We start from the raw sequence: 2,054 nt of genomic DNA, 5'->3' as shown, positions 1-2,054 counted from the left end.
CACGTAGCGTGCGCCATGCGCACGACTGCGGTGTTGCCCGGGGATCATGAGGTCGTGCGCGCGGCGCACGCTACATACAACACGGGCGCCCCACGGCGCCCGTGTGCCAATCACGCGCTTGTACGGATCAGAACTTCGCGCTGAACTCCACGCCTACCGTGCGCGGCTCGTTGATGAAGCCGGTCAGGTTGTTGAAGTCGATGCCGCCCACGATGCGGCGCTGGTCGGTGATGTTGCGCCCGAACAGGGCCACTTCGTAGTCGCCGTAGCCCCAGCCGTAGCCCACGCGCAGGCCGCCTTCGAGCGACGACTTGCCGGTGAACTCGATGGAGTCGTACAGGAAGAAGTTCACTTCGCTGCGATAGGCCCAGTCGGTGTAGACGTACAGCTCGCTGCCGTCGCCCAGGCCGACGCTGTAGCGTGCGGTCAGGTTGTGCACCCACTTCGGGGCCTGCGGCAGCTGGTTGCCGTCGATCAGTGCCAGGCCGCCGGTGTTGCGCGGATCGGTGACGGTGCAGGCGGCGCACACGGCAACGGCGAGATCGTTGTCCTGGATCTCGGTGTCGTTGTAGCTGCTGCCCAGCGTGAGCAGCAGGTTGTCCAGCACGTACGCCTGCATGTCCAGTTCGAAGCCCTTGCCCACCGTCTTCTCGGCATTGAGCAGGATGTTCGCGTTGGCRGCGCCGCCGACGGCGGTCAGCTGCTGGTCCTTGACCCGGTAGTAGTACACGCCGGCGCTCAGGCGCGCGCGCTTGTCCCAGAAATCCGCCTTGATGCCGGTCTCGACCGAGGTGACGGTTTCCGGACCGGCGACGGACTTGGCGTTGAACGCACCCGCGCTCTGGATGCTGCTGCCGCGGAAGCCGGTCGCGGCACGCGCATACAGATTCACGTCATCGCTGACCGCATACGTGGCGGAGAGGTCCCAGTTGAACTTCTTGTCTTCCGGTGAGGCGGAGAGATCGCCATCCGGCTCCAGCGCGGCCAGCTGCGCCAGCGTGCACTTGCCGGCCAGGACGCAGGCCGCGAAGCCGGTGTTCCAGTAATCCTCGACGGTCAGCTTCTTCTCGTCGACGGTGTAACGCAGGCCAGCACGCAGCTCCAGCCTGTCGGTCGCCTGCCACGTCGCGGCGCCGAACACGGCCCAGGCATCGTTGGTCTGGCGGATGCGCTGGTAACCATCCTGTGCGCTGTTGTTCAACGAATCGTAGCTGAAGCTTTCGACCTGGTAGTCTTCCTTGAAGTAGAACAGGCCGGCCTGCCAGTTCCACGGACCGGCGTATTCGGATTCGATCCGGAACTCCTGCGTCCACTGCGAATGGTCGGGAATGCCGTCGGCGGTTTCCGACGCGAACGGGATCACGCCCGGACCGGAATCGGGCAGGAACACCGCACCGTAGCCGCCGTCGATATCGCCGCGGTTGATCGTCTCGACGCTTTCGTAGCCGGTGATCGAATAGAGCTTGTAGTCGCCGATGTCCCAGTTGAGGCGTGCGCTGGCACCCTGCGACTCCAGTTCGGAATAGTTCAGACCATCCTGAGACACCTTGTCCTCGTCGAAGCCGGGGACGAAGTTGTTGGTGCCCGGGTCGATGATGTTGGCGCGGAACAGGCGCGCGGTGCCGTTGAGCTTGCGGGCATGCGCGTTGAGCAGCGCTTCGAAGCCGTCGCCTTCGTACAGGAACTGCACGCGGCCGGCGGAKTCGTCATAGCCTTCGAAACCGTCGCTCGGGCCCGGATAGGTGTTTTCCACCCAGTTGTCGCGGCGCTGGTAGAGCACCGACGCACGCGCGGACCAGTTCGGACTCAGCGCGCCACCGGCGGCGCCTTCGACGTTCCACATGTTGTCGCTGCCCACGCCGACCTTGCCGTAGCCGCTGGTTTCCTGCGACGGCTTGGCCGATTCGAACTTCACCACGCCGGCCGGCGTATTGCGCCCGAACAGCGAACCCTGCGGGCCGCGCAGCACTTCGACCTGCTCCAGGTCGAACAGCGGGAAGCCCTTCAGGATCGGGTTTTCCTGCACCACGTCGTCGTACACCAGCGACACGGGC

General features: G+C 64.9%; 1 protein-coding gene. It reads right to left on the bottom strand.

The window, feature by feature from the left end; translation table 11 throughout:
- Positions 1-127: 127 nt before the first annotated feature.
- The coding region (locus AC04L7_RS17455) for a TonB-dependent receptor (protein WP_475513538.1) at positions 128-2,054 on the bottom strand (1,927 nt) is incomplete at its 5' end.

Source organism: Pseudoxanthomonas sp. LjRoot204_2 (assembly GCF_056175765.1).
Note: the sequence above shows the minus strand (reverse complement) of the source record. Positions and strands in the feature narration are given on the sequence as shown.